Source organism: Bradyrhizobium sp. ma5 (assembly GCF_042258955.1).
Lineage (GTDB): Bacteria > Pseudomonadota > Alphaproteobacteria > Rhizobiales > Xanthobacteraceae > Bradyrhizobium.
In genome coordinates, this window is sequence record NZ_CP170156.1 from 5,011,196 (window position 1) to 5,031,600 (window position 20,405).

At 64.4% G+C, this 20,405-nt stretch carries 22 protein-coding genes; 10 read left to right on the forward strand and 12 right to left on the reverse strand.

Annotated features, from left to right (window positions below; genetic code table 11):
- Positions 1 to 181 precede the first annotated feature (181 nt).
- The gene (locus tag ACE103_RS23280) at positions 182 to 2,461 is read left to right on the forward strand and encodes a TonB-dependent siderophore receptor (protein ID WP_375775041.1); all 2,280 of its coding nucleotides are present in this window, start codon (positions 182 to 184) and stop codon (positions 2,459 to 2,461) included.
- 256 nt (positions 2,462 to 2,717) lie between these two features.
- On the opposite strand, the gene ACE103_RS23285 is transcribed toward ACE103_RS23280, so the two are convergent.
- The 4 genes from ACE103_RS23285 to ACE103_RS23300 form a co-directional block, all read right to left on the reverse strand.
- Entirely contained in the window at positions 2,718 to 2,999 is a 282-nt protein-coding gene (locus ACE103_RS23285; protein ID WP_375775042.1) for a hypothetical protein, read from the reverse strand.
- Between the two features lie 139 nt (positions 3,000 to 3,138).
- Positions 3,139 to 4,638, reverse strand: a complete 1,500-nt coding sequence (locus tag ACE103_RS23290; RefSeq protein WP_298369127.1) for a tripartite tricarboxylate transporter permease — start codon at positions 4,636 to 4,638, stop codon at positions 3,139 to 3,141.
- Positions 4,638 to 5,138, reverse strand: a complete 501-nt coding sequence (locus ACE103_RS23295) for a tripartite tricarboxylate transporter TctB family protein (protein ID WP_375775043.1) — start codon at positions 5,136 to 5,138, stop codon at positions 4,638 to 4,640. Before ACE103_RS23295 ends, ACE103_RS23290 begins: the two co-directional genes overlap by 1 nt.
- Positions 5,135 to 6,103: a Bug family tripartite tricarboxylate transporter substrate binding protein gene (locus tag ACE103_RS23300; protein ID WP_375775044.1), complete on the reverse strand. Its 969-nt coding sequence runs from the start codon at positions 6,101 to 6,103 to the stop codon at positions 5,135 to 5,137. The genes ACE103_RS23295 and ACE103_RS23300 overlap by 4 nt, the downstream gene beginning before the upstream one ends.
- A gap of 409 nt (positions 6,104 to 6,512) precedes the next feature.
- Here ACE103_RS23300 and ACE103_RS23305 point away from each other — a divergent pair, with 409 nt between their 5' ends.
- The 3 genes from ACE103_RS23305 to ACE103_RS23315 all read left to right on the forward strand — a co-directional run bounded on the left by ACE103_RS23305 (position 6,513) and on the right by ACE103_RS23315 (position 8,216).
- Positions 6,513 to 6,746: a hypothetical protein gene (locus ACE103_RS23305; RefSeq protein ID WP_223967587.1), complete on the forward strand. Its 234-nt coding sequence runs from the start codon at positions 6,513 to 6,515 to the stop codon at positions 6,744 to 6,746.
- 110 nt (positions 6,747 to 6,856) lie between these two features.
- Positions 6,857 to 7,246 carry a PRC-barrel domain-containing protein gene (locus ACE103_RS23310; RefSeq protein ID WP_207829893.1) on the forward strand — a complete coding sequence of 130 codons (390 nt, stop codon included), beginning with the start codon at positions 6,857 to 6,859 and terminating at the stop codon, positions 7,244 to 7,246.
- A gap of 589 nt (positions 7,247 to 7,835) precedes the next feature.
- Positions 7,836 to 8,216: a hypothetical protein gene (locus ACE103_RS23315; RefSeq protein ID WP_223967586.1), complete on the forward strand. Its 381-nt coding sequence runs from the start codon at positions 7,836 to 7,838 to the stop codon at positions 8,214 to 8,216.
- 149 nt (positions 8,217 to 8,365) lie between these two features.
- On the opposite strand, the gene ACE103_RS23320 is transcribed toward ACE103_RS23315, so the two are convergent.
- Complete coding sequence (locus ACE103_RS23320) at positions 8,366 to 8,698, reverse strand: hypothetical protein (protein WP_375775045.1); 333 nt, start codon at positions 8,696 to 8,698, stop codon at positions 8,366 to 8,368.
- Positions 8,699 to 8,834: 136 nt separating this feature from the next.
- On the opposite strand from ACE103_RS23320, the gene ACE103_RS23325 reads away from it, so the two are divergent.
- Positions 8,835 to 9,038, forward strand: coding sequence for a hypothetical protein (locus tag ACE103_RS23325; RefSeq protein ID WP_223967584.1), 204 nt, complete (start codon positions 8,835 to 8,837; stop codon positions 9,036 to 9,038).
- Between the two features lie 10 nt (positions 9,039 to 9,048).
- Entirely contained in the window at positions 9,049 to 9,171 is a 123-nt protein-coding gene (locus ACE103_RS23330) for a hypothetical protein (RefSeq protein WP_375775046.1), read from the forward strand.
- A gap of 682 nt (positions 9,172 to 9,853) precedes the next feature.
- Here the strand turns inward: ACE103_RS23330 and ACE103_RS23335 are convergent.
- The 4 genes from ACE103_RS23335 to ACE103_RS23350 all read right to left on the reverse strand — a co-directional run bounded on the left by ACE103_RS23335 (position 9,854) and on the right by ACE103_RS23350 (position 12,162).
- Complete coding sequence (locus ACE103_RS23335; protein WP_092114742.1) at positions 9,854 to 10,075, reverse strand: hypothetical protein; 222 nt, start codon at positions 10,073 to 10,075, stop codon at positions 9,854 to 9,856.
- A 20-nt stretch (positions 10,076 to 10,095) separates the two neighbouring features.
- Positions 10,096 to 10,326 carry a hypothetical protein gene (locus ACE103_RS23340; RefSeq protein WP_223967582.1) on the reverse strand — a complete coding sequence of 77 codons (231 nt, stop codon included), beginning with the start codon at positions 10,324 to 10,326 and terminating at the stop codon, positions 10,096 to 10,098.
- Positions 10,327 to 10,526: 200 nt separating this feature from the next.
- Complete coding sequence (gene ldtR, locus ACE103_RS23345; protein ID WP_018271925.1) at positions 10,527 to 11,045, reverse strand: transcriptional regulator LdtR; 519 nt, start codon at positions 11,043 to 11,045, stop codon at positions 10,527 to 10,529.
- Between the two features lie 655 nt (positions 11,046 to 11,700).
- On the reverse strand, positions 11,701 to 12,162 hold the full coding sequence (locus ACE103_RS23350; protein ID WP_050422596.1) for a DUF6163 family protein: 462 nt from the start codon (positions 12,160 to 12,162) through the stop codon (positions 11,701 to 11,703).
- Positions 12,163 to 12,369: 207 nt separating this feature from the next.
- Here ACE103_RS23350 and hemB point away from each other — a divergent pair, with 207 nt between their 5' ends.
- Positions 12,370 to 13,434, forward strand: coding sequence for a porphobilinogen synthase (hemB, locus tag ACE103_RS23355; protein WP_176530917.1), 1,065 nt, complete (start codon positions 12,370 to 12,372; stop codon positions 13,432 to 13,434).
- A gap of 5 nt (positions 13,435 to 13,439) precedes the next feature.
- Here the strand turns inward: hemB and ACE103_RS23360 are convergent, their stop codons facing one another.
- Positions 13,440 to 14,030, reverse strand: a complete 591-nt coding sequence (locus tag ACE103_RS23360; RefSeq protein WP_375775047.1) for a DUF6151 family protein — start codon at positions 14,028 to 14,030, stop codon at positions 13,440 to 13,442.
- A 205-nt stretch (positions 14,031 to 14,235) separates the two neighbouring features.
- On the opposite strand from ACE103_RS23360, the gene ACE103_RS23365 reads away from it, so the two are divergent.
- Together ACE103_RS23365 and ACE103_RS23370 are read left to right on the forward strand one after the other, a co-directional pair.
- Positions 14,236 to 14,778 (forward strand): RDD family protein, encoded by a 543-nt coding sequence (locus ACE103_RS23365; RefSeq protein ID WP_375775048.1) that lies wholly within the window; start codon positions 14,236 to 14,238, stop codon positions 14,776 to 14,778.
- 86 nt (positions 14,779 to 14,864) lie between these two features.
- Complete coding sequence (locus tag ACE103_RS23370) at positions 14,865 to 15,641, forward strand: arginyltransferase (protein WP_212013383.1); 777 nt, start codon at positions 14,865 to 14,867, stop codon at positions 15,639 to 15,641.
- A gap of 18 nt (positions 15,642 to 15,659) precedes the next feature.
- On the opposite strand, the gene ACE103_RS23375 is transcribed toward ACE103_RS23370, so the two are convergent.
- Positions 15,660 to 17,033, reverse strand: a complete 1,374-nt coding sequence (locus tag ACE103_RS23375) for an Nramp family divalent metal transporter (protein WP_375775049.1) — start codon at positions 17,031 to 17,033, stop codon at positions 15,660 to 15,662.
- 650 nt (positions 17,034 to 17,683) lie between these two features.
- Between ACE103_RS23375 and ACE103_RS23380 the strand changes: the two genes are divergently transcribed.
- Positions 17,684 to 18,925, forward strand: coding sequence for an MFS transporter (locus ACE103_RS23380; protein WP_375775050.1), 1,242 nt, complete (start codon positions 17,684 to 17,686; stop codon positions 18,923 to 18,925).
- A gap of 115 nt (positions 18,926 to 19,040) precedes the next feature.
- On the opposite strand, the gene ACE103_RS23385 is transcribed toward ACE103_RS23380, so the two are convergent.
- Positions 19,041 to 20,294 carry an adenylate/guanylate cyclase domain-containing protein gene (locus ACE103_RS23385; RefSeq protein ID WP_375775051.1) on the reverse strand — a complete coding sequence of 418 codons (1,254 nt, stop codon included), beginning with the start codon at positions 20,292 to 20,294 and terminating at the stop codon, positions 19,041 to 19,043.
- Positions 20,295 to 20,405 lie beyond the last annotated feature (111 nt).

Consider the following 20,405-nt stretch of genomic DNA (forward strand, 5'->3'; position numbering starts at 1 on the left):
TGAATCGTTCGATTTTTGAATCGTTCAACACTGGATCGATTCAAGCCTCTCACGCGATGCGTGCAAATGTACGACGTACTCCGTTGTCTCTCAGTCACACAGACCGGCTTTGCGCACAGCTTCGATAGCTTCTAACCGCGCGCACAACGACGCCGAAGACAATTCTCTTTGAGGGCGTTGAATGACGGACGGATGGATTCGGCCGCAGCGGCTTGCTGCTTCGGCTCTGGTGGTGTTTTCGGTTGCTGGTGCAGACGAAGTGTTCGCGCAGACGCAATTGCCGTCCGTGACGGTCGATGCGCCGCAGCACCGGCAAGCGGCGCGATCGCAGCAGCCTTCGCAACGGACCACGCGCGCGCGCAGCGCCTCGCGCCGCGCAACAGTCGCGCCAGTGGGCGCGCAGCCACAGGCGGCACAGCAGGCCGCGGGCGGAGGCGGCGGACACGAGCGCGCCAACGGCCCGGTCACCGGCTACCTGGCGCGGCAGAGCGCCAGCGGCACCAAGACCAGCACGCCGATCATCCAGACGCCGCAATCGGTGACGGTCATCAGCGCCGAGCAGATCCGCGACCAGAAGATCGTCAGCAAGTTCGACGAGGTGCTGCGCTACACGCCTGGCGTCATCGGCGGCACCTATGGCGCCGACTTCCGCAACGACTGGTTCATGATCCGCGGCTTCCCCGCGCAGAACGAGTCGCTGTTCCTCGACGGCCTACAGATGTTCTACACCTCCTATGCGAGCTGGAAGCTGCAGCCCTTCAATCTCGAGCGCGTCGAGGTGCTGCGCGGTCCCTCCGGCATCCTGTATGGTGGGTCGGCTCCGGGTGGCCTCGTCAACGCCGTGAGCAAGCTGCCGCAGGCCGAGCCCATTCGCTACATCGAGACCGGCGTCAACAATTTCGGCAACGCCTATACCCAGTTCGACATTGGCGGCGCGACGGCGCAGCCCGGCGGCGGCCAGGTGCAGTATCGCCTGGTCGGCCAGGCCCAGGGCGGCGGCACCCAGACCGACTATGTCTACGACAACAATTTCTTCTTCGCCCCGTCGGTGACCTGGCGGCCCGATGCCGACACCAGCCTCACGGTGTTCGGTATGGCCTCGCACAGCAATACCCGCGCGCTGAACTTCCTGCCCTATGTTGGCACCGTCACCAACGCGCCGTTCGGCCGGATTCCGACCAGCCTGTTCGTCGGCGATCCCAGCGTCGACCAGTTCCGCCGCGACCAGGAGATGGTCGGCTACCAGTTCCAGAAGAGCGTGACTGACAACGTCGACTTCCGCCAGAACGCGCGCATGGCACATGTCGACGTCTATTACGCCGGCCTCTACGGGCTCGGCTACGCGACGACACCGGCGGCCGCCGACATCACCCGCGGCAATTTCTACACCCGCGGCATCGCCACGCAGCTCAACCTCGACAATCAGCTCGAATATCGCTTCTCGACCGGCGCGCTGCAGCACACCGCGCTGGTCGGCGTCGATCTGAAATATTACGGCATCGACGACCGGCAGGGTTTTGGCATGGGCACGACTCTCAACGCGCTCAATCCGGTCTACGGCAACAATCTGCCGTATAGCGGCCCGCTGTATCAGAACGCCTATCTCACCCAGGGCATGGCCGGGCTCTATCTGCAGGATCAGGTCAAGCTCGACCGCCTGACGGTCGTGCTGTCGGGGCGCCAGGACTGGGTCGATCTCACCAACAACAACCGGATCGGCGCTTCCCAGGGCCGCGACGACAGCAAGTTCTCCGGCCGGGTCGGCGCGATCTACAATTTCGACAGCGGCGTTGCGCCGTACGTGTCCTACATGACGGGCTACAATCCGGTGATCGGCACCAATGCCGCCGGCCAGTTGCTGCTGCCGGAGACCTCCGAGCAGACCGAGGTCGGCGTCAAGTACGAGCCGGTCGGGCTCAATGCGCGGTTCGGCGTCGCGCTGTTCGATCTGAAGCGCAAGAACGCGCTGACGACAGATCCGAACAACACGCTGTTCCAGACCCAGAATGGCGAGGTGACCTCGCGCGGCGTCGAGCTCGAGGCGGTGGCGAACATCACGCGGGATTTCAAACTGGTGGCGAGCTACACCAATTACGAGCTGTTCGTCAGCAAGGACCTCAATGCCGCGCTGGTCGGCACCGTGCCGACCAACACGCCGCGGCAGCTCGCCTCGGTCTGGACCGACTACACCTTCCGCGACGGCCCGCTGAACGGCTTCGGCTTCGGCGGCGGCGTGCGCTATGTCGGCTCGTCGTTTGCCGATACCGCGAACACCGCGCGCGTCCCGGGGGTCGTGCTCGGCGACCTCGCCTTGCACTACGAGTGGGACAAGAACTGGCGCGCGGCACTCAATGTGGTGAACGTCACAGACAAGATATACGTCGCGAGCTGCGCGACGATCAGCTCCTGCTACTACGGCGATCGCCGGCGCATCACGGCAAGCCTCGCCTACAAATGGTGAGCACGCCGCGCAACATTCCGTTCAAAAATCCATCATTGAGACAGAGAGGCGGCGTGCAACCGCCTCTCCTTTTTTGACCGCCGTCAGGGTGGTGTCAGCATGTCGCGCTAGGTTCGCGGCGCGGCTAGACTTGCCGCGCCCAGACTGGCCCGCTCCGAATTGCGAGCCCCGGAGCGGGCCTTTTACATGCCAAGGGCTTCCCACGGCAGCCCGAGGGCATCCGAGCCAGTCGCACCGGCCGCGCGCGGGACCAACGTCAGAATGCATTCCTGAACTGCGCGACATAGTCTGGGCTGCCATAGACCCACATCGGCTCGTCGCATTGCCATGGGCCTACGTCGTTCATGCAGGCAGCACTCCACGGCGGAGCCGCGATCTGACGACCGACGATCCTGTAGCCTAGCAGTCCGCCCCCAATCGTCGGTCCTGTGCCGACATGCACGCGATCGCTGCCTCTGCCGGTTCGCGTATGAGCGATTGCTTGGGTCGCGAGAGATGGCGCCAGCATGAGCGCCGCCAGAAGGTAGATCGTCTTCATCGTTCAGCCGCCTTGATTGTGCCTCGCGCAAGCGAGGCGTGTGCGTTGCTGAAAGGGAGACCGAGATCGGAGTTTGGATATTTCCCGATCACGCAAATGTTGGCGGCGTTGCCGTCTGGCAGATCGATCGATTCACGACCTAATCTTCATTGGCCTTGAACCGCCCGAGTCCCCTCAGCACGAACGGTGCCAGCAGCGCGATCAGCGCAACGCCGAGCAGCGTTGCCGACATCGGGCTTTGCAGCAGCACCATGGGATCGCCGAGGCTGATCGCCAGCGCGCGGCGCAACTGGCTTTCGGCGATCGGCCCGAGGATCAGCCCGATCACGACAGGCGCGATCGGGAAATCGAACCGCCGCATCAGGAAACCCATCACGCCGAACGCTGCCAGCATCGACAGCTCGACCACCGACGGTTTTGCTGCGATCGTGCCCATGGTCGCGAACACCAGGATGCCGGCATAGAGCCAGGGCTGCGGGATCGCGAGCAGCCGCACCCACAGCCCGACCAGCGGCAGATTGAGCACCAGCAGCATGCCGTTGGCGATGAACAGGCTCGCGATCAGGCCCCACACCAGGTCCGGCCGCTCCGCGAACAGCAGCGGCCCGGGGTTGAGGCCGTATTGCTGGAAGCCCGCCAGCATCATCGCCGCGGTGGCCGAGGTCGGCAGCCCGAGCGTCAACAGCGGCACCAGCGTGCCGGCGGCGGAGGCATTGTTGGCGGCTTCGGGTCCGGCGACGCCTTCGATCGCGCCCTTGCCGAACTCCTCCGGATGTTTGGTCAGCCGCCGCTCGGTTGAGTAGGACAGGAAGGTCGGGATCTCGGCGCCGCCGGCCGGCAGCGCGCCGATCGGAAAGCCGAACAGCGTGCCGCGCAGCCACGGCTTCCACGAGCGCCGCCAGTCTTCCCGCGTCATCCACAGGGAGCCGCGCACCGGCTCGAGCTTCTCCTCGGCGTGATGGCGACGCGAGGCGACATAGAGCGCCTCCCCCACCGCGAACAGGCCGACCGCGAGCGTCGTCACCTCGACGCCGTCGAGCAGCTCGGGGATGCCGAAGGCAAGCCGCGCCTGCCCGGTGAGCTTGTCGATGCCGACCAGCCCGAGCGTCAGGCCGATGAAAAGGCTGGTGAGGCCGCGGACCGGCGAGTCGCCAAAGGTTGCCGATACCGTGACGAAGGCGACGCACATCAGCGCGAAGTAATCCTCCGGCCCGAACCGCACCGCGAAGTCGACCAGCCACGGCGCGAGGAATGCGAGGCCGATGGTGGCGATGGTGCCTGCCACGAACGAGCCGATCGCCGAGGTCGCCAGCGCCGGGCCGCCGCGGCCGGCCTTGGCCATCTTGTTGCCCTCGAGCGCGGTCGCCATCGACGCGCTCTCTCCTGGCGTGTTGATCAGGATCGCGGTGGTCGAGCCGCCGTACATGCCGCCATAGTAGATGCCGGCGAACATGATCAGCGAGCCGCCGGGATCGAGCTTGTAGGTCACCGGCAGCAGCAGCGCGACCGTCAGCGCCGGACCGATGCCGGGCAACACGCCGACCGCGGTGCCGAGGAACACGCCGATCAGGGCGTAGAGCAGGTTCATCGGCTGCATGGCGACCGCCATGCCGTGCGCCAGCGCGGCGAAAGTGTCCATCACAGCAATCGCTCCAGCGGGCCGGCGGGAAGGCTCAGCGTCAACAGTTTGTCGAACGCGAGATAAATGAGGGTCGTGATCACGAGCGCGATGGCAGTGTCGGCCAGGACAGCACGCCGGCCGAAGGCAGCCGAGGTGGTGACGAACAGCGCCGAGGTGGCAAGGATGAAGCCACCACCGAAGCCGATGATGGCGATCAGGAGCGCGAGGCCGCCGATGATCAGCCACACCGGTTTCGGATCCATGCTCTCGCGCGGCGGCAGGTTGCCGCGCAGCGCGTCGATCAGATTGCCGACAGCGAGGATGACGAGGCCGATCGCGATCACGATCGGCATCGCCTCCGGGCCCATACCGTACATCGTCGTGGCCGGCAGCTTGCTGGCGTCCCACACCAGCACCGCGGCGAGGACGGCGAGCGCGGCCGCGATGGCGATGCCCGCGCGATCGAGCCGCCGTGCCGGCGCGCGCGGGAGATTGTCGGAAACCGTGTCCGGCGTCATGATTTCACGAGGCCGACGGACTTCAGCACCTCGGTCACGCGCGTGATTTCCTTCTTCAGGAAATCGGCGAACGCATCGCCGCCGAGATAGGCGTCATCCCAGCCCTTCTGCTTCAGGATGTCCTTCCAGGCATCGGATTTCACCATCTTCTCGACGGCATCGCTCAGCACCTTGCGCTGCTCCGGCGTGATGCCGGGCGGCGCCACCACCGAGCGCCAATTGGCCAGCACCAGCTCGATGCCCTGCTCCTTGAAGGTCGGGATATCGACGCCGGGCAGACGCTGCGCCGAGGTTACGCCGAGCGCGCGCAGCTTGCCGGCCTTGATCTGGCCGTCGTATTCGCTGAGGCCGGAAATGCCAGCCGTAACCTTGCCGCCGAGAATGGCGGCGAGCGACTCGCCGCCGCCCGAGAACGGAATGTAGTTGATCTTCTTCGCGTCGGCGCCAACCGTGCCCGCGAACAGCGCCGCCATCACGTGGTCGACGCCGCCGGCCGAGCCGCCGGCAAAGGTCACCTTGGCGATATCGGCCTTGAGCGCTGTGGCGAGATCCTGCGCCGTCTTGATCGGCGAACTCGCCGGCACCACGATGACCTGGGTCTCCTCGGTCAGGCGCGCGATCGGCGTCACCTGATCCAGGGTCACCGGCGACTTGTTCATGGCGAGCGCCCCCACCATGACGAAGCCGTTGACCATCATCTGGTTGCCGTCGCCCTTGGCGCCGTTGACGAACTGCGCGATGCCGACGCTGCCGCCGGCGCCGGGCACGTTGGTGACCTGGACGCTGCGCGCGACACCGGCGGCGACCAGCGCCTGCTGCATCGAACGCGCGGTCTGATCCCAGCCGCCGCCAGGCGCCGCGGGCGCCATCAGCTTGAGCTCGAGTTGCTGCGCGGGCGCCGGACCGTTCGCCCCAAGCAACAGCGCGACGACCGCGCCGAACAGGCGCATGCGGGACGAGATCATGGGGCTTCCTCCTGGATTTTCAGACGCAACCCGCCGATCGCCGGCTGCGTCCAGTCGCGTGGTCGCATCGCCAATCGATAGGCGCGAGTCCCATCGGGTTATGGAATCGCGCGCCGAGCTCGCGTCTGCGCATCCTTAGCGACCATTCGCCACAGCCTTCGGCAAGCCCGCGGCGCAGCTACACCATGCTGCAAATCGCCGCACCTCGCTGATTGCTTTCCGCTTGCGATGACTTGAGCCGGGGGCCGGCCGGCTCGCTCGAAGCCGGCTTAGCTAATGTCGCAGATCAGAATCCCGTCGCGACGGCACACCGCGCAGCACGGTGCCGCCGGCCAGTCCAACTCTAGGAACCATCGCGACTTCTTCCCGTTCCACCTCCGCCGATAGATACGGCATTGGAGGAGAGAACATGAACGTTAAAACGATTGTCGCGGCAGCATTGCTTGCCGCTTTTGTCACGCCGGCATTTGCAGCGGACGAATTCTACGTCGTGCAGGACGTCAAGACGAAGAAGTGCACGATCGTCGATCAGAAGCCGGTCGATACGACGACCACCGTCGTCGGCCCGTCGGGCACGATCTACAAGACGCGCTCCGAAGCCGAGACCGGCATGAAGACAGTCAAGGTCTGCACGTCCGACTAATAGGCGCCGAGCACGCCAATCATCATTATTTGGGCCATGCGGCAGTCGTTATCCTGGGTGACGGTGCCTGCCGGATCGGTCATCTCCACTGAAGGCGAGGAGTTTCTCTTATGAAGAAGTTTGCTATCGGCTGCATCTTGGCTGCGGCGTTCGCGACCGCCGCGCACGCGGCGACCACTATGCCCGCCGCCCCGACGGACAGCTGGACCATCACCAACTACTACAAGCAGAATGTCTATGATCCGAAGGAATCCAAGATCGGGACGATCGACGACGTGCTTGTCGACAAGGCGGGCAAGGTGACCGGCCTCGTCGTCGGCGTCGGCGGCTTTCTCGGCGCCGGCGAGAAGGACGTGATCGTGCCGTACACGGCCGTCAAATCGCAAAAGAAAGACGACAAGTGGTGGCTCACGCTCGACGAGACCAAGGACAGCCTGAAGGCTGCACCGGGCTTCAAGTACGATCGGGCCAGCACGACCTGGATTCCTGAGAACAAGTAACACCGAAAGTTCGCCTGCTTGGCGGTGCATTGCCGATCACGCAGCTTGACGAGCAAGCGGCGCACTAGCCCCGGCGCATTCCCGCGCTGGGGCGTTTGCTTGCACCTCGAACTTCGCCGCAGCCGGGCGAACAAGAGGCAGTGAAGCCGGATTCCCGCGTTGATGATCCGATGCCGCCAGCGGAAGGCACCGAACGTGCGACAACCGACCAACCCACCGACCAACCTTGGGCGTGTTCCTGTTTGCTTGATCCGCAAACCAACGATCCCCGGGCGCCGGAGGTTTCACAGCGCCGGGGATCGCTACTCCCGGAGGGCTTGGGGGCAAAGGCCGGGAGCTGCGAGTCTACGCTGCCGATTTTCGTTGGTTCCTCGACAGAACCGCATGTGAGCGATCTCACCAAAGGTCAGACTGGCCAGGCGCGAGTCTCCGGTAGCTTCCCATCTTTCTCTTCAGACCACGGCGCAGATCGCTCAGGGGCAAAGCCGTCGTCCGACGGGCGGCCGCGCGCTTTGAGGGGGCGCGCAGGAACCATGCTCCTTCGGGTCGGTTGTCGGAAAGCATCCACCCATCCACACAAAGTATTGTCATGGCGTCACGACTGCTTTCGCTCATGGGTTTTGCGCTTCTGCTTGTTCTGAGCGGTTGTGGCGATCAGCTCGCGTGCGATTCGATCGACACCCGAAAGGCCGTGCTCCAGGCCATTGCCGACGACCATCGGAATCCGCTGGTCAACTACGCCGCCAAGGAGTCGACGGCCAAGCCTGATCCGGAAGATTCGAAGCCACAATACCTGCTCGGTGAAAGAATCGTCACGACTTCGACGAGCAAGGACAAGCGAACCCTGCAGTGCAGCGGCGGGATTTCGGTATCCGTCGGCGACGTCAAGGCGTCGAAGGAAGTGGAATTTACCGCGCAAAAATCAGCCGACGGAAAACTGTCCGTTTCGGTTGCTCCATTTCAGTTTTGACATCGCAGCGGCGGCGTGTAGCCCGCCAATCAGAAGGCGGATCGTATCGACCGTTGCTTTGCCGGGAACCAGAACGACAAGCACAGAGTTATCGTCCCAGTCCGGGAGCGCGGAGAAAATTCCGTCCCGGCAATTTTCAATTCGGAAAGCTAGGCCGCTTCATTCATTCGCGCTCGCATCGCGAACGGACGGTGGTGCATGCCGACGAAGCGGCATAATGGGATAACCGAGATGAGCGTTTCGAGATCGAGAGAATCAACCATCAGGCGGCACACAGCCTCGATGGCACGTGCATTGACATGGCTGAAGAATACTTTCCCCACCTGCGACGTGCCGGGACCGGAGTTCACCGCCACATCGCCGGTGCGCATCTCCACCGATAGGCGCCGCAGTCCACCCGGCGTGAGGTCAACCGCCGCTTCTCGAAACGGGATCAGGTGAACCGGATTGCCGGTGGGCGCTGAAGCTGAAGCGCGGCACATTTTCCGCAACGCTCTTCCCGCGCACCGGAGCAATGGAATTGGCAGGCGTACTGCCGAAAGAGCTTTAAGCTTGGAACCTTACGGTGTCCCGATAATTGGGCTCCTGTTCCGGGCAGGAACCGATAAAGGGAAATGCATGGGACAGATCCGCCGCCGCGTGAAGCAAGCTGATACGCTCGAAATCCGGCTCACCGAGGGAGCGAAAGAACTTCGCGACCGTGCCGGGCAACTTCCGGCCGGCCAGGACCGTGACGCGCTGCTCCAGCGCGCGCAGCATAATGAAGCCGCCGCGCACATGACGGAATGGCTGACGTCCCCGGGTCAACGAACGCCCATCTAGGAGGGCGACGATGCAGGCGAACCATCACCAGAACCATCACCATTTCGACGGAGTGGAGCTTGCCTTTGTCTGCGCTGCGGTCGTGTCGCTGATGGCGCTGCTTGCCAGCGTGGCGTGGCTTCTGCTGGGGTGATTGTTCGAATCGAAAAGGACCGTCACATGGACGGTCCTTTTCTGCCGGTTGGAATAGATCTGTAAAAACTCAAAAGTTAAAAAATGCTCTGTAAACAAAAGTAGTGCCGGCAGAGTTGTATTACGACCATCCTGGCTTTTGATGAAATCCGGATCAGTACGGGGTTCCGGCGACGGAACCAGGCCGGCGGCGTATCTGGGACGCACCGAGAGCCACGCAAACCCAGCCGCGTGCTTGCAAGGCGCCGCCTCCCCGCGAACCGACCCCTGCGCCCTCTGAAAGAGAGAGCGCGAAAACGAAATGCAAAGCTCGGGCAATCACGTCGCGGGAATGCGGAGCTGCATCCTCGTCCTCATATGTCGTCGCCCGGCTCGACCGGCCGATCCAGTACGCCGCGGCCTCTCGGCTCAAGCACAGGCGTCTCTGGAATACTGGATCACCCGCATGCGCGGGTGATGACACCGAGTGGCAGTTTGACAGTTGAATCTGCTCCATCACCGTGATCTCCGCGCAGAGGCTTCGCCTTTGTCGCTGGAGGTGCGAGCGCAGCGAACCTCGAAGGGTGCACGTCCGGGCTCGTGGCCGTGCATCCTTCGAGACGCGCGGAGCCTGTCATCGGCCGCGCTTCGCGCGGACCCGTTGGCGCTCCTCAGGATGACGGTGATGGAAAGAAACCAGGCCGCTACAGCCCGGTAAACCCGGCCTTCACATGGTCGGTGCTGCCGTCGAGCTGGCGCAGATAGGTCAGCCCGCACACCGTCAACCGGTGCGTATCGCGCTCGCCAGCCTCGAACAGCGTCTGCACGTACTCTGTCACCTTCGCCCGGGCTTCGTCGCTTGCAGCGGACGTGCGGTTGAGCAGCAGGTCATACGTCTGCATGATCCGATCGATCGCAGCTTCCATTGAAGTCTCCGGGTTGACGCTCAGGCGACCACCAGCGTCTCGGCCTCGAACTTCGCGATCGCCTTGTTGGCGAGGCGGAGTCGGTTCAGCTCACCGCGCTGGAACAGCTTCACGATGATGCCGAGCAGGCGCTCATTGGTGGCGAAAGTGTCGGGAATGATGCCGGATTTGCGCAGATAATTCGAGGCGATCGCGTAGGCGTCACCGACGACCTCGACGTTCAGCACCTCAATCCCGCGCTCGACCAGCATATCCCTGCCTCTCTGTTGGGAGACGGGATAAAGCGCAGGAAGCGGCTTGGTTCCTCGCCGGGACCTATTTATTTTCGCAGGTGCAGCATGAAAAACGCATCGGCCGGGCATGACCGATGCGTTGACTGCAAGGCTGGACTGGAGGGAGGCTGCCGGTCTTCTGGGTGGCCGGCTTGGCCATCAGGCAAGGAGAGGAAGGCTCAGAGGCGATACAGGATCTGGTCGGTCCAGAAGCGCTCGAGGCGGTGCAGCGACTTGTTGAGGCTCGCGAACTCCTCGTTCGAGATGCCGCCGACCTGCTCGACCGTCTTGACGTGCTTCTGATAGAGCGCATCGACAATCTTGCGGACTTCCTGGCCCTGCGGGGTCAGGCGGATGCGGACCGAGCGGCGATCGACGCGCGAGCGCTGATGATCGAGGAAGCCGAGCTCGACGAGCTTCTTCAGATTGTAGGAAACGTTGGAGCCGAGATAGTAGCCGCGGGTGCGCAGCTCGCCGGCGGTCAGCTCCTTGTCACCGATATTGTACAGGAGCAGCGCCTGCACCGAGTTGATGTCGGCGCGGCCACGACGATCGAATTCGTCCTTGATGACGTCGAGGAGCCGGCGATGCAGCCGCTCCACCAAAGTCAGGGCTTCGAGATAGAGCGGCTGCACCGGAGCTTGACCGGTAGCGCGATCAGCGGCATCCGCCGCCGTTGTCGCAACGGCTTTCATCATGACACTTCCCCTGTTTGTCGTTTTTATCGACTTTATTTCGACGAAACTTGTGTCCCGCCTGATAGGTCCAACGTAAGGGGGCCGTTTGAATATCCGCTTAAATAAGAGAATAAAGAGATCATGAATTTAAGACAGTGAATCGTGGATTAAGCCCATGGATCAAGGACTTTTCGCAACTTTTCATTGACGGTGGCAGGCCCCTGTTCACGCTTCGTGTGCCTTACCTGTCACATTCGGAAACAGCAGCGTCCGAATTCGAAACGGTGCCGTAACGGGTATGAGGGAACCCTTTACGGTGACCGATCGGTTACCGGAAAATTCTTCGAAAATTTTATGAGAGCGCATCGGGGCGGGACGCGCGCAAGCCGCCCACATTGGTCGCCGCGGCCAGATCGGTTCCGCCGTCGGCCCGCGCAAAGCCGGCCGGCACACGCGCCGAGATCCGGTGAAATGGGTCCCGACGGCAGGTCCCGCAAAGGCGCTGCCGAGATGGGACGCCTTAAATGGGGATGCGATCTGTGGCATCCACCTAGCAGAACCAGCGACGCTGTCTTCTCGCTCCGCGCACGACTGCGATATATTGGGTGCCACCGTCGGCTATTCGCCGCGCTGTCGCAGCCGGGCAACAGTGCTCAAGCCATCACGGTGCGCGGGCCTATGGCGGGCGTTCGCGCGCCGACATCCAGGCCAGCGCCAGATAGGCCGCGAGCATCACGGCCTCGAGCCCGACCACGGTAAGGCTGCCGCCATAGATGCCCGGAAACATCAGCTCGATGACCGCCATCGAGACCACCGTAGTTAGCCAGACCACGGCGCCCCACGGCGTCGCGAGCCAGAGCCCGACGGCGGCGACGAGCTCGATGACGGCGAAATAGATCGTGGCAGTCTGCCAGGCCATCGACTGGTTCTCGAAGGCCTCCTCCTCGCCGCCGACGAAGCCCGTCACCTGGGCCCAGTGATAGAGGCCCTTGGCGACCGAGACGACGGCCATGATACGCAGGAAGATGACGAGGCGCCGCGTCCACGCATTGTCGTCCGGCTCGATCCGGTCGGACGAGATCGCGCTCACCGAGATGGCGTTGTCCCGCGCCTGATCGCGTGCAGAGGTGTCAGACATCCGAATCGCCGCACAACGGCTGCAAAATGGGGTTCATGGCGCAGTCTTGGCCCGCCGGGGCGGCAAAATCAATTGCCGTTGCGGTAGATCAAGGGCGCCAAGAGTGCAACAGGGCTGCAATAGCGGCGCAATGACGGCACCCCTGACAGGTGCTAGAACCCGACTTATATCAAGTCCAGACCAGCCGTCCGTCGAGGAGAACAAGACATGGCGATCAAATTCGGGCGCCCGATCGAACTGCGCGATACGCCGCGGCGCCAGACTGACGCCCTCGCCTCCCCCTCGCTCGACCTCACGATCCGGATGCGTCGCAATCGCAAGTCCGAATGGGCCCGCCGCCTGGTGCGCGAAAATGTGCTGACCACCGACGACCTGATCTGGCCGATGTTCGTGGTCGACGGCCACAACGCCCGCACGCCGGTGGCCTCGATGCCCGGCGTGGAGCGGCTCACAGTCGACCAGATCGTCCGCGATGCCGAGCGCGCCGCAAAACTCAACATCCCCTGCATCGCGCTTTTCCCCTTCACCGAGCCGGCCCTGCGCGACGAGCAAGGCTCGGAGGCGCTCAACCCCGACAATCTGGTCTGCCAGGCGGTGCGCGCGATCAAGAAGGAATTTCCCGACATCGGCGTGCTCTGCGATGTCGCGCTCGATCCCTTCACCAGCCACGGCCATGACGGGCTGATCGAGGGCGGCAAGATCCTCAACGACGAGACCGTCGCGGTGCTGGTCAAGCAGGCGCTGACCCAGGCCGAGGCCGGCTGCGACGTGATCGCGCCGTCGGACATGATGGACGGCCGGATCGGCGCGATCCGCGAGGCGCTCGACGACAACGGGTTTGGCGACGTCCAGATCATGTCCTATGCCGCAAAATACGCCTCGGCGTTCTACGGCCCGTTCCGCGACGCGATCGGCTCGGCCAAGACGCTGACCGGCGACAAGCGCACCTATCAGATGGACAGCGCCAACTCCGACGAGGCGCTGCGCGAAGTCGAGCTCGACATCGCCGAGGGCGCCGACATGGTGATGGTGAAGCCGGGCATGCCCTATCTCGACATCGTCCGTCGCGTGAAGGACCATTTCGCGATGCCGACCTTCGTCTACCAGGTGTCAGGCGAATACGCGATGATCGCGGGCGCCGCCGCCAATGGCTGGATCGACGGCGAGCGCGCGATGATGGAGAGCCTGGTCGGCTTCAAGCGCGCCGGCGCCGACGGCATCCTCACCTATTTTGCGCCGCGGGCCGCCGAGAAGATCAAGGCGGAATCGTAAGGGCGCTACACGGGTCCGGCCGACGCGGTTGGACGTGGACCGCAGAGCGGGCGCAGCGCCTCGCGCTCGTGCTGCGACAGCACCCTCAGCGGGTAGACCGGCTCATTCGTTTCGCGCTTGAAGAACGGGTGCGGCCAAGCCTTGCCCCGCAGGCGCCAGCCCAAAATCTTGCCGATCGCGCGCAGGATCAGCGACGGGTTGAAGCCGGTCGATCCCTTCGGGGCTTCGCCGACCGCATATTTGCCGAGGATTGCGCCGGTTGGCTTGCCGAACACCTCGTCCACGCGCGCCGCACCGCCCTCGAAGGCCTGCACTGCGATTCCGACGAATGGGATAGCAGGCGTCAGCGAGTTGCCCATCGGCGAATTGCAGCAGGTGGTGTGCCATCGGTACAGCCCCTTGGGCGTCAGCCGCAGCCCGGCGATCTTGTCCTGCCCCTGCACGAAGCTGAGCGACGCCGGGGCGACCTGGACAACGTCGGTACCGCCGTGGACATCGAGCAGATCGGCCCGCCCGATCCGGTGCATGAACGCCTGGCAGTCGTCGCAATAGCAGACGACGCGATTGACGGCCGTCGGCGCGGCGTTCGTGACCACGCCCCGAACCTCTCCACAGCGGCAGCGCAACCCGATCTGTGTGCCCATATGCCCCCCGCCGTCACGCAACCTCCAGCCTACACCGAGGCAGACGGTTTCGGCCGCCGAATCGCCGGAATATTTCGGCTAGTTAATGTTGGCGCGGACTTGGCAGGCGCGGCTCGTGCTCCCATGTCCTGCGCGGGAGTTTCATCGGAGGTTGGTCATGTCTTACGGCAGTGACGGTAGCGCCTGGCGCAACGACGGCGGCGTTCCCCCGCATGCGTTCGATCCGCTGATGCAGCCGGAACTGTTCCGTGGCGTGGCGACGCGGCGTGTCTTTGCGTTCCTGATCGACCTCTTCGTGCTGTCGGTGCCGGTGATCCTGGCGGTGATCTTCATCGCGATCTTCGGCATCGTCACGCTGGGCCTCGGCTGGGCGCTGTTCTGGCTGGTGTCGCCGGCTTCGATCGTCTGGGCCATCGTCTACTATGGCGCCTCGATCGGCGGGCAGCACTCGGCCACGCTTGGCATGCGCATGATGGACCTCGAACTGCGCACCTGGTACGGCGCGCGCGGCTATTTCGTGCTCGGCGCCATCCACGCGGTGCTGTTCTGGGTGACGATCTCGTTCCTGTCGCCGCTGGTGCTCTTGGTCGGACTGTTCAACGGCCGCCGCCGGCTGCTGCATGACATCATCCTCGGAACCGTCATCATCAACAGCTCGGTCCGGACCCAGGTCACCCCGGCCGCACGGGCCTCTTATTAGGCCCGCCTAAACCAATTGACCGTTAGCCTCCGGGGGGCGATGCTAACTCGGCTGCCTGTATTGTATGTGGAGCCTGACGATCAGACGTGACCCAGCACTCGCGTGATACCCCCCAGTTCTATCTGACGGCGCCCTCACCCTGCCCCTATCTGCCGGGCCGGCATGAGCGGAAGGTTTTCACGCACCTGGTCGGCGACAAAGCGGGCGATCTCAACGACTTGCTGACCCATGGCGGCTTCCGCCGCAGCCAGTCGATCGCCTACCGCCCGGCCTGTGACCAGTGCCGGGCCTGCGTCTCGGTCCGGGTGGTCGCCAACGAATTCCGCCCCTCACGCAATTTCCGCAAGGTGCTGGCCCGCAACGCCGACATCATCGGCGAGCAGCGCACGGCGGTCCCGACCTCCGAGCAATATTCGGTCTTCCGCGCCTATCTCGACCGCCGCCACCGCAACGGCGGCATGGCCGACATGACGGTGCTGGACTACGCGATGATGGTCGAGGACAGCCATGTCGAGACCCGGATCATCGAGTACCGCAAGCGCAATGCCGACAGCGCCATCACCGGCCGCGGCGACGAACTGATGGCGGTGGCGCTGACCGACGTGCTCAGCGACGGGCTGTCGATGGTCTATTCGTTCTTCGAGCCGGGGCTTGAGGCCCGCTCGCTCGGCACCTTCATGATCCTCGATCACATCGCCCGCGCCCGCCGGCAGGGCCTGCCCTACGTCTATCTCGGCTACTGGATCGAGGGCTCCAAGAAGATGGACTACAAGGGCCGCTTCCTGCCGCAGCAGCGGCTCGCGCCGTCGGGCTGGCTGCGCGTCGACGCCTCAGGCGAGGCGCTGGCCGAGCCGCAGGACTAGCACTTTCGGTCAGACGCTCTAGGTGCCGAAGATGGTGTCGTAGAGCAGCTTCACATTCAGGACCACGATCAGGCCGGCGACGATCCACGCCGCGACCGCAACCGGACGCGAGATCGCGAATGTGCCCATCTTGCGCTTGTCGGACACGAAGCGGACCAGCGGGATCACCGCGAACGGCAGCTGCATCGACAGCACGACCTGGCTGAACACCAAGAGCTGCGCGGTGCCGCTCTCGCCATAAAGCGCGGCGACCACGATGACCGGGACGATCGCGATGCCGCGGGTCACCAGCCGCTGCAACCAGTCGGGCAGCTTGAGGTCGAGAAAGCCCTGCATCACGATCTGGCCGGCCAGCGTCGCCGTCACCGTCGAGTTGAGACCGGAGGCCAGCAGCGCCACGGCAAACAGCGTCGAGGCGATGCCGAGCCCGAGCAGCGGCGAAAGCAGCTCGAAGGCCTGATCGATCTCGGCGACATCGGAGTGGCCGCTCTTGTGGAAGGTCGCGGCCGCCAGCACCAGGATCGCGGCGTTGACGAACAGCGCCAGCATCAGCGCGATGGTGGAGTCGGTGGTCGCCCATTTGATCGCGTCGCGCCGGCCCTCCTCGGTGCGCGGATAGGCGCGGGTCTGCACGATCGATGAGTGCAGATAGAGGTTATGGGGCATCACGGTGGCGCCGATGATGCCGATTGCGATGTAGAGCATCTCCGGATTGGTGACGATCTCGCGCGACGGTATGAAGCCGCCGATCACGCCGGCAATCGGCGGCGCGGCGGCGGCGATCTGGACCGCGAAGCAGACCGCGATGACGATCAGGAGCGCGATCACGAAGGCTTCGAGGAAGCGGAAGCCGCGGTTCATCAGGAGCAGCAGCAGGAACGCATCGAGCGCCGCCAGCAGCGCGCCGCCGATCAAGGGAATGCCGAACAGCAGCTTCAGCGCGATCGCGGTGCCGATCACCTCGGCGAGGTCGCAGGCGATGATCGCGGCCTCGCAGGCGAGCCACAGCAGCAAATTCACCGGCTGCGAATAGGTCGCGCGGCAGGCCTGCGCCAGGTCGCGGTCGGTGGCGATGCCGAGCCGGGCCGAAAGCGCCTGCAGCAGGATCGCCATCAGGTTGGAGAGCAGGATGACCGACAGCAGCGTGTAGCCAAACTTCGATCCGCCCGCGAGGTCGGTGGCCCAATTGCCGGGGTCCATGTAGCCGACCGAGACCAGGTAGCCCGGCCCGGCGAAGGCCAGCAGCCGCCGCCACCACACGCCTGAAGTCGGCACCGCGACGGTCGCGTTCACCTCGGGCAGGCTGCGCGCATGCCCGGCATCGCCGCGCCAGCCGTCTGGCACGGCGTCAGGAACAGAAACGGAAGACATTTCAGGAGTCCGAGCGTCCATCACGAAAGGATGGCCGATCTCTCCCGTTATTGCAACTCATTTGCAACTGCATCTAGGCTCACGAAAATGATACCGGTCGCCTCCCACCGTAGCCCTCCCCGCAAGCGGGAGACGGGAATGCAGCTCCGATGCGGCTGCCAAACTCGTCCTCACTTCCACGAAAGCGTGATGGCAGTAGGTTCGATAGCCTGATCGTGCAGCAGACCGTGCTGTCCACGCCTGTTCCGGCGCATCGTCGAAACAGGTGCACGTCGTTGCCCTGAGCGTCGGCTCCCATGCTTGGACCTGTTTGACCTCGCGCGCGATGCTGCCGGCAGAACTGCCCCCGTGACGCTTGCAAGGGCGATGCTCAGGAGCCGGCGACGCTCCGGATCAGGCCGGCCTTCAAAACTCTCGTAGGGGGCTTGGCTCATGATGTCTCGTCTCCTGTTGATGGAGTTCGCCCAGCGACTGGACTGCTTGCGCCAATTCGACGCCGCGCGATTCCAAGTCGCAATTCCCCCATAGGGTGAATCGAGTTGAGAACGAGAAGGAAATGAAGCCGCGCCGTCACGCGGGCCTTTGCTTTTGGCGTTGTCGGGAAACGGGTGGGATCGGGCGTCTTCCAACCACACACTACGGCCAGATCGAATGTCCCCAAGGATTCTGCCATGTCCGCCGATACGCCTCGCCTGCCGGCTACCTTCAATCGCCTGGCCTGGTCCAACCTCGCCGCGCAATCGGCCGAGCAGATTGCGCTTGCAGCCGCGCCCATCGTCGCCGTGCTGGTGCTCGGCGTCGGCGAAGGCCAGACCGGCCTGCTGCAGACCGCACTGACGCTGCCATTCATTCTGTTTGCTATACCCGCCGGCCTGCTCGCCGACCGCGTGTCGCGGCGCTGGGTGATGGCGGGCTCCGAGGCGCTGCGCGCCGCTGCATTGGCCGCGATCCTGCTGTTGCTGTGGTTCGGCGCGATGACCTTGCCGCTGCTCGCTCTGCTCGGCTTCATCGCGGTCTGCGGCACGGTTGCCTATAGCGTCGCAGCTCCGGCGCTGGTCCCGTCGCTGGTGACCTCGCAGCAATTGCCGGCCGCGAATGCCCGTATCGAACTTGCGCGCACCGTCGCCTTCGCCAGCGGCCCGGCGCTCGGCGGCGTGCTGGTCGGCTGGGTCGGCGCTGCGCCCGCATTCGGGTTTGCCGCGGCGCTGTCGGCGATCGCGGTCGTGCTGCTCGCCGGCATCTACGAGCCGGCACGCCAGCCTGCCCCGCGACGCCATCCGTTGCAGGACATCAAGGAAGGCGCCGTCTTCGTGATGCATCACGCCTTGCTGCGGCCGGTGTTCATCACCCAGTTCATCTTCAACACCGCGTCCTTCCTGCTGCTCGCCGTGTTCGTGCCCTATGCGGTGCGCCATCTCGGGCTCAGCGCCACCGGTGTCGGTACAACGCTCGCGATGTACGGCGTCGGCATGGTGGTCGGCGCGCTGTTCGCAACCCGCGTGATGAAGCGGCTGGCCTTCGGCACCGTGATCGGGCTCGGCCCGGTCACCGGCCTCGTCGCCTCGCTCGTGATGGCGCTGACGACCTGGATTGCGACGCCGCTGCTCGCGGGCCTCGGCTTCTTCCTGCTCGGCGTCGGCCCGATCCTGTGGGTGATCTCGACCACCACGCTGCGGCAATCGGTGACGCCGCCCTCGCTGCTCGGCCGCGTCTCGGCGATCAACATCATGAGCTACGGCGCCCGCCCGCTCGGCTCCGCGCTCGGCGCCGTCGTCGGTGGCCTCTACGGCGCCGAAGCCTGCCTCTACCTCGCGGCCGCGATCTTCGCCGTCCAGGCTTTGGTGATCCTGATGTCGCCCGCGGTGTCGCTCAGGCGGCAGCCCGACATGGTCGGCGAACCCGCGCGCTGTTGAACAGCCCCTGTGCTCGCCGTCATTGCGAGGAGCGAAGCGACGAAGCAATCCAGACCCCAACCGCGGCGGGATGGATTGCTTCGCTTCGCTCGCAATGACGACGGAACGAAATCGGTTAACTTGCCAGATAGCGCTCGTACTTGCCGCCGACGACCTCGTCGGCGGTGACGGCCGGATCCAGCGTAAAGAGATCCTGCGCATGGCCGATGCCGCGCAGGACGAAGCGGCCAGTGGAGACCAGATAGTTGCGGCCGGCGGCGTCGAGGCCAGTGCGGAAATCGGTCGAGGTCAGCAGCTCCCGATCAACCGAGGCGCACATCGAGGCAATCCGGCTGACCTCGTTGACGGCGGGTCCGACCACGGTGAAATCCAGCCGGTCTTCGCTGCCGATATTGCCGTAGAAGACCTCACCGACATGGAGGCCGACATAGGCCGTGGTGGTCGGCCGACCCTCGTTCTCGCGGCGATCGTTCAGCACGCGCATGTTATGACGGAATCTGTGCTCGGCGCGCAGTGCCGCGCGCCTGGCGCTCGCCATGTTCTCGCCGGTGAACATCGCCAGCACGCCGTCGCCGATCAGCTTCAGCACCTCGCCGCCGGCATCATGGATCGCGTCGATCGAGGCCTGCGCGTAGTCGTTGAGGAACGGGATGATCTCGTCCGGGCCGATGCGCTCGCTGATCGCGGTCGAGCCGCGCACGTCGGAGTACCACAGCACGGCCTTGATCTTCTCGGTGATGCCGCGCTGCATGCGCCCGCGCAGCACCTGCTCCGCCGTCTCGCGGCCGAGATAGACCCGTCCGAGCGTGCGGGCGATCTCGACCTGGGCGGCCGATTTGATCGCGAGCCCGAGCACCGGCACGAGGTCGCGCAGCGCCGACATATGGTTCTCGTCGAAGCCGTCCGAACGGCGCGTGGTGTAGTAGGAGTAGAAGCAGTCCATCTCGCCGATCGTGCCGGCCTCGCCGAAGCGATGCACGAAGGCGGCGAAGTGTTTGTGGCCCTTCTCGGCGAGGTCGCCGATCATCGAAAAATCGTGCGAGCCATTGAGGTCGATCACCATCTCGTCATGGCCGTTTTCGAGCATGTGATGGAACGCCGACCGCCGCCAGTTCTGGCTGGCCTCGCCGCTGCTGGTCGAGCCGTATTCGAAGATGTCGGCCTCGTTGCTCTCGCCGTCGTTCCAGCGGAAGCCGCGGCCCTCGAAGATCGGGTGCAGGGTGTCGATGAAGACGATCGCCCGCGACAACGGCATGCCGGCGGCCCGGCAGCGCTCGCAGAAGCCGCGCAGCAGGTCGTTTTCCGGCAGGCCGGTCAGACCCTGGCGGACCAGCCAATTCATGAGGCGCAAACGGGGCGTGAGTTCCATACGCAGGATTATGCCGGGCAATTGGTGCGGGAGGAAGGGCTGGTCGTTCGCGTGACAGATGCGGACGCTCGTGCGGCATTGCAAGCCATCCCTCTTCATCATTTTCGGGCG